General features: G+C 38.8%; 5 protein-coding genes. 1 reads left to right on the top strand and 4 read right to left on the bottom strand.

Going from position 1 to position 7,251, the window contains the following annotated elements; all coding sequences use genetic code 11:
* The first annotated feature begins 553 nt into the window (after positions 1 to 553).
* Positions 554 to 823: a hypothetical protein gene (locus tag DW640_RS23785; RefSeq protein ID WP_008762730.1), complete on the top strand. Its 270-nt coding sequence runs from the start codon at positions 554 to 556 to the stop codon at positions 821 to 823.
* A gap of 132 nt (positions 824 to 955) precedes the next feature.
* On the opposite strand, the gene DW640_RS15705 is transcribed toward DW640_RS23785, so the two are convergent.
* From DW640_RS15705 to DW640_RS15690, 4 genes are all read right to left on the bottom strand, one after another.
* Positions 956 to 2,533 carry a glycoside hydrolase family 76 protein gene (locus DW640_RS15705; protein ID WP_011108976.1) on the bottom strand — a complete coding sequence of 526 codons (1,578 nt, stop codon included), beginning with the start codon at positions 2,531 to 2,533 and terminating at the stop codon, positions 956 to 958.
* Positions 2,534 to 2,552: 19 nt separating this feature from the next.
* Positions 2,553 to 4,190 (bottom strand): LamG-like jellyroll fold domain-containing protein, encoded by a 1,638-nt coding sequence (locus DW640_RS15700; protein ID WP_070750591.1) that lies wholly within the window; start codon positions 4,188 to 4,190, stop codon positions 2,553 to 2,555.
* 70 nt (positions 4,191 to 4,260) lie between these two features.
* Entirely contained in the window at positions 4,261 to 5,235 is a 975-nt protein-coding gene (locus tag DW640_RS15695; protein ID WP_011108974.1) for a BT_3044 domain-containing protein, read from the bottom strand.
* 18 nt (positions 5,236 to 5,253) lie between these two features.
* A complete protein-coding gene (locus tag DW640_RS15690; RefSeq protein WP_117578648.1) occupies positions 5,254 to 7,233 on the bottom strand; it encodes a RagB/SusD family nutrient uptake outer membrane protein in 1,980 nt (659 codons plus the stop codon).
* Positions 7,234 to 7,251: the final 18 nt, after the last annotated feature.

Raw genomic sequence — 7,251 nt, 5'->3', positions numbered from 1 at the left:
TTTTGTTGTGATATTTAATACTGCAAATGTAAATGTGTCAAAAGTCAGCAGTTTTCTTTCGTTGCACCAAGGTGCAACGAATATAGCACTAAGGTGCTTCAACTATTCAACCTACGTGCAACGACTATCAAACCTAGGTGCAACGAAATAAAAACAGGGTTATAATGGTTAGAGAATCAATATGACCGACTAATAAACAGTAGCAGAACGGTCACTTATTTACTACATTTCAACTCACTGTCACTTAAACATAAGTTCATTGTATCACAACCATTCTTTCATTACTTATTATTACCTGCATAGCAAAGCACACTATTGTGGAATAATTCCACACTCCCTGCCCCATTTTCCACACATTCCCCATACGTTTCCACACTATAGATAATGTACATAATCTACATATCCCACTTATAATCAACGCATTGTTAGCACACATCAGTCTTTGGCACACACTTTGATCTTTAATTAGCCGTTAGATAATGTAACAACCGATTCCTTAACACATAAGAGAGAATTGAAAATATATGTTTAATAATCATTAAAGCAAACGATTATGAAAAAATTAGTATTAGTAGTAGCAATGTTTATGTTTGTTTGTGGTGGTTCATTCCTTGTTAAGGCTCAGAACTCTGCAGAAGCTGCGACAGCCCTGGCAGAAGTTAATGCAACAGCTATCGTTAATGATACAGTAGTAAAAGATACTGTAACCAAGAGCGAGGAACCTGTTAAGACAGAACTGAGTGCACCGACCGCTATTGTCAACGATACAGTCGTTACTGACACTGCATCCAAAGACAAACCGGCTGAGCCTGTCAAGGAATAACCTTTCCAAAAACTCACGGAACATAGTCTGCCGAACAATAGTAAGCACACTACAAAAAAAGCCATCCCTACTTCGTCTATTCCGGGGATGGCTTTTTTATTTTCTTATTTTCCCTAAACGGGAATCATTCAACTATCGGTTTTCACGTTCCAGTACTGCCAACCGGGCATACAATTCAACCAATGCCCCCTGATGGAGTATTTCCCAACCGGTCTTGGTCGTTCCCCCTCTCAGATCATCGTCATTCAGCAAGTTGTTACCCTGATGACAGCTACTGCTCCACGCATGAATCATTGACTTTTCGATATCATCGATATATTTACGGTCATTGTCTATAGAATAAAGTTCAAAGAATCCACGGCACATGATCGTATTGAACCAAGCGTGTCCCGGAGCAAGGATATTGAAAGTAAGATTCAGCTCTTTGGAACGATAGGGCATAAACCATTTCTTATGACAGCTTTCAGCAATCGCATACGCTTCATCCAGATATTTCTGTTCGCCGGTAATCTTATATAAGAGACAGGCCGCCTGCAATGGTTGTCCGGAGTTGTAGGAATACTTGTTCTTTTCAAGATCACCCGGCAGATTGGGATCATCCTTATTCGGGCGTACATTGTCATAGAATAAATGATCGGACTTGTCTTGCAATACATCCAGCATATAGTCGTAACATTTGATCGCCCAGTCGAGATATTCCTGTTCCTGAGTTGCCAGATACATCTTACAGCCCATCACAGCAGTAGGTCCGGTAGAGCAAGAGTGCTTGCTGGTAGTGTGTTCGTTCAACTCCCTCCAGTGTACACCTCCTCCGCAAGTCTCATCCCAACCGTGATCGATCAGGTAGCGCCATACCACCTTTGCCTGTGTCAGATAACGCATCTCTTTCGTTTCCGTATACCAGTCGACCATATCGAGCCCGATCCATACGTTATCATCGTAAAAACGTTCGTTACCGGCAGCCGGGTAGCAGGAATAAGCCAGGATTCCACGATCCAGCTGACAGAAATACTGTATTCCTTTGAACATCATATCATCCATTGCACCGTAAAGATTCTCCACTTCGCTCTCTTTGGTTGCATCACGCATAGCAACAAATGCCGAAAGCCCACCGCCTTGTCCCCAGACCAACGCATCACCATCCCAATAACCTTTTCCATCATAAGGATAATTACTACGCCAGCAGCTTCTGGAACTCTTGCCGAAATAATATCCAATGACAGAAGTCATGTAAGAATGTGCACGGTCCAGCATTTCCGGCAGTTTCAGTTCCGGCTCGTCCACCTTTTCATGATAAGGCATCACCACACGGCTTTCGGGTACCGATCGCTTGCCGGCTTTGCTGATAGCTACGGCAGAAACTTCGTAAGTAGCAAAATAAGGAACCTTCAACATATATTCCTGTGTGACATCACGCTCTACTTGTATTATGATATGTCCCGGCGAGAAGTCGGTAGCACGAGACAAACTCGCTTCCACGTCCCTGTAAGAGAGTTCTACCATATCCACGTCGCGATTACTGGGATTGGTCCATTTCACCAGAAGTTCATTCTCGTTATTGGTAGCTTCTACCGCAAATGAACCTACCGGAGAAATATTGCCACTGATGGGGTCATTCAATTCAGACTTTGACTTATCATCATCACTGCAAGACGGAAAGATAAACAGAGTCAAAAAGTTCAATATCAACAGCTTGAATATTGCTTTCATTTTTCTTCGAATTTAAAAGTTATTTAAAAGGTACTTCAATGGGAGCTTCCCCAAATCTGCTCATAGGAAATTCTGTGGCATTCCAGCTATCATACTTCGAAATATGCATCAGCAACTCATGATCCGAATTGGTACCATCCTCAATATAAGATGTCGGAGCTCCAGCCGAGAAATCCCAGCGCCCTAATAACCCTTCGGGATTTTGTTCATGAAGCTCCCATGCATTAGCCTTAAGTTGTTCCTCTGTACGACAAACCGTCCAGATACGTGCTTCGAGTATAGCACCATCAAGAAAGCGTCTGTTGTCACTAGCTCTTCCGATTGATACTCTACCCCCGTCATTACCTGCACAAAGATCAATCTCAGAATAGTCCATATCGGTTTTGCGGCTATCGTCCCACTTTACTTGTTTACCATTAACATAAAGCTTGTATTTTTCATTGTAATCATCCTTACCTTTCGAACAATCTACAACTAAAGCAATATGAGACCATTTTCCGAGTTCAAAGGCTCCATGTCCAGTTCTCAGTTTTAGTTTATCATCTATACCTACCAACTCCATCTGTCTACCCTTATTATTTTCCCAATCACCACCGCGAAGAATAAAATAGCCTTCCTTACCCATAAAGGTCTGTAGCCAATTAGTTCCATCGATACGAGCAACTAGCTCCCAAGTCATTTTTTTAAGTTTAAAGCCGTTAGTTTCAACTTTCACAGCCTCTAGTCCCTCACCAGTCATCTCTGCAAAGTGAGTCCAAACTGCATACTCTTTTCCTAAATTCATATACCAACGCTTCTCAGGAGCGATCTTTACATGAATAGTCTGTGAAACTTGTCCTTTTGCATCAGTCAAAGTAAATGAAGTCTCTCCGGCCTTTCTTCCGGTCACCGTTACCACATTACCATAAACTTCCAAACGAATGATCTTTGCATCACCAGCATCAAGAACCTTATATTCTCCATTACCTGTAAGAATCTTCACTTGTTGTGATCCTTGATTAGAATTTATCAGAACGCCCTTTTCGTCAGCATCAGTCGTAATTTGCTTAGGAGCAATTACATTCAGATTCACAAAAGCTTCTTTTCCTTTTTGGTCAGTAATCTTAATCTCAGCATTACCTTGAGCAATGCCTTTCACCATAAATGATTCTGTGTCTTCAAGCGTAGATTGATCAACTTCAATACAATTTTTATCATCAATCACTTCAAGAGAATAACCTCCATTTCCTGTATAGATCTTGATGAGAGCTTCATCAGATCCTTCCACTTGAGAATAAAGCGTAAACAAAGTTTTATTCAACTTCAATTCAAATTCTGCCGCTGTATTAACTAGAATTTTAGTGCGTTGGAAATACTTATCGCTAACATAAACAACTCCTTGAGCATTATTATGCCCCTCAACAGCGGTTAGTTTCACCACATTTCCATCTATTTCTGCGACAACTACTTCTTCATTAGCCGAAGTCGCAACATATTCCCCATTACCTGACGTAATGTTTACAGTACGGGTATCTCCTTGCGCAATATTAATCTCATTTACATCAACCTGTAACTCTACAAGATTCCCAGGTCGCTCATTGTTTTTTTTATCATCATCATCACTACATGCAGAAATACTAAATAATGATACGATAACTATATACTTCACAATTTTCATATATACAAAATTTAGGGTTTAAACAAACAGTTAGAATAGCCACTGATATTTTCATTCCAGCAACCATGGCTTAATCTTCTACATCCACATCCGGATATTGATATTTCCATACGTTTTTAGTCATCGTAAAACTTCCTTGAAAATTCATTAGCACAGGCTCATTATTATAAGATGAGTCTTGATATTCATAAGAAAAATCAACAGTTGTAATTTCTATATAATATCTGTCATCACCATAATTCAATGTATATTTACGACTTATTTGAGATGAATAAGATTTAAACTTCAAACTTTCCACTGGAGAAGTTAACACAAAAGTACCTGTTTCGTCATCTTTGGTAATTTCGACAACATAATCTAGATAATTCGTTGTTTTTTCACGAGTCTTGTCGCCAACAAACATATAACATGTATTCTGATTGATAGCATAGATATTGGTGCTGGTTATATCCGTTGTAAAGCTTGTCCCTATTTGCTTTATGACACCTTTTCCTGTGTACTGACCAGAAAAATCATTTTTAAAAGCAATATGTGCCAATACTTTCGTGTACTTACTTCTCCCTATCGGCTCTCCTACTGAAGAATTTATTCTGAGAGGCAATACATAATCATTGTATAAACTACCAACTTCTTTTATTTTATCCAATGAAATCTTTATATATGCTGACGTGTTTAATTCACCACTTGGAATAGTCCATGAGCTTGCATCAAAAGTATAAGATTCCTCTGGTAATAGTTTTAAATAAAGTTCTTTCTGATTTTTATATTTCTCCCAATTATATCTTTCAAGTGTATCAGGATCTACATCTAAAGTCAAAGTTATATCCTTATCATTCAAAGATGTGCCGTTTATACCAAAGTAAACCGGTAATATAGCGGTATTGTCATCATCTACTTCGAGTTGATAATCTTTCCAGCCATTTTCTATTAAATATGTTCTTTTTTCAAACAATTCATCAGCCAATTGATCATTGCAAGAAGATACTCCCAAAACGACAACGAGTAAAAGGCTGTTTATTATATTTTTAATCATTACTTTTTTCATAACATGATACTGTTTTAATTACCAACCCGGGTTTTGTGTCAAATTTACATTGCGCTTTAATTCGTATGTCGGGAATGGGAATAAATACATACGCTGTTCAAAGACTTTATGTACTGAAGAGACTGGAGTTTCCTTGTAAAAGTCTGCAATATAAGTATCATCATCACTAATATTAATATTACAACCCTGCAATAATTGATTTTCTTCTGTCAAAGCATCCTTCCATCGGCGGAGATCAAAATAACGCATACTGTTTTCTCCTAACAATTCCACTTGCCGTTCTCTTTTCAGTTTTACACGAAAATCTGCTTGATTTTTATAAGTCTCATTCGTATAATCGGGAACTCCGGCACGCATACGAATACGCTTGATAGCATAACGCATCTCATCCTCATCACGCTTTATTTCTACATCTTCATTAGAGTAGGTCTTTAAATGATAAACTTCCCCCTCCGATAATTCATTTAATGCCTCCGCATAAATCAGCAATATTTCAGCATAACGAATAGTCATTTCGGTTTTTTCTATAACATAACCACCATCTGTTCTGGAATCTTCCGAATTATAAAACTTCTTCAAAGTCATCCCTGTAAGAGGACATTCTTCTTTAAAACCTTGTTTACCATCTTCAGTTCCACGATAATAAAAGATCTGTTGATTACGATATCGAGGTTCCGAAGCACTGGCTGCTTCCCATACCGAACCATTATATGCGATAGATGCATAAAAACGAGGTTCACGTTTATTGTACATAAGACTAACTTTAGCCGGTAGAAATGGATTATTTTCCGAATATGCTTCAGTTGTAAAACCTGTCGTCACATAATCACCCGTGTTTGCAGCTTCCGAAATCGTGCGTCCATCATTCATTGCGTATGCATTAACTTGCTTTTGTGTGACACATAAACGGTTATTTCCACTTATTGTTCTGGGTAAAGCTTGATACATCCAATCATTAATAGTCCCCGTTCCATCACTGGTTCTTGTAAAAATCAATTCCGGATTCTTGGAGCCTTGAACTGAACCATCAAAATTTGACTTATACGAAAGTAACGGATCAATATTCGCCCAACCATCAGGATAATCTTTTGTAGAATATTCGGGATGCACCGGCGGACGATACATATCCAATGTCCCAATTTTAGGAGCTATGGTGTAAAGCTCGTACAAACCTGAGGTTTTAGCCAGTTCTATTACATCTTTGGCAGCAGCTGCTGCTTTTGCCCATTTAGATTCATCATACGTTTGAGAAATCAACTGGTTTCCTTTATTATCTACTACGTTGAAGAAATCGAGATTTCCATTATATAAAGGACTTGCAGCATAAAGTAATACACGTGCACGAAGTCCTAAAGCCGCACCTCGTGTAGGACGCCCCAAATTGTTGACAGTTCTTCTCATGGGTAACAAGCGGGCTGTCTCGGCAAGTTCCGTATCAATAAAACTAACTATCTCATCAAAATGAGCACGTGGCAAAGACAATTCTTCATACGAAAGGTCAGCATCTAGTCCCTCAAGCGGAATAAGAGGTACTGGTCCAAAAACACGTATCAAAGCCCAATAACAATAAGCACGTAAAAAGCGGGCTTGTCCTTTCATATCAGCTATTTCATCCATAGTTAGTTCCGGACAACGGTCTACATTATCCAAGAAAGTAGATGCCTTACGGATACCTTCATAATATTTCCATAAACGAGACTCACCAGCATTTTCATCACCCTTTGGTTTATCAGCACTATAACTTCCTTCCACATATTCTTTCATATCAGGATGGTAAAGATCATCACTTGCCCAGCGAAACGGTTCCTTGTATTCACCTAGCTTATTCATTACACTATAAGCACTGGATAACCATCCGTCAACATAAATACGTTTGGAAAAGGCTGAATCCAATGATACCTGATCGTAGAAATATTTATCCACATTAATATAATCGGTACATGCCGAAAAAGATAACGCACTTATGGATAACAATATATAATATACTAGTTTTTTCATGATCTGTTTTTTCAAAAG

The organism is Bacteroides sp. AM23-12, from assembly GCF_003434395.1.
GTDB lineage: Bacteria > Bacteroidota > Bacteroidia > Bacteroidales > Bacteroidaceae > Bacteroides > Bacteroides thetaiotaomicron.
The sequence above is the reverse complement of the archived record's forward strand: the minus strand, read 5'-3'. Positions and strand labels throughout refer to the sequence as shown.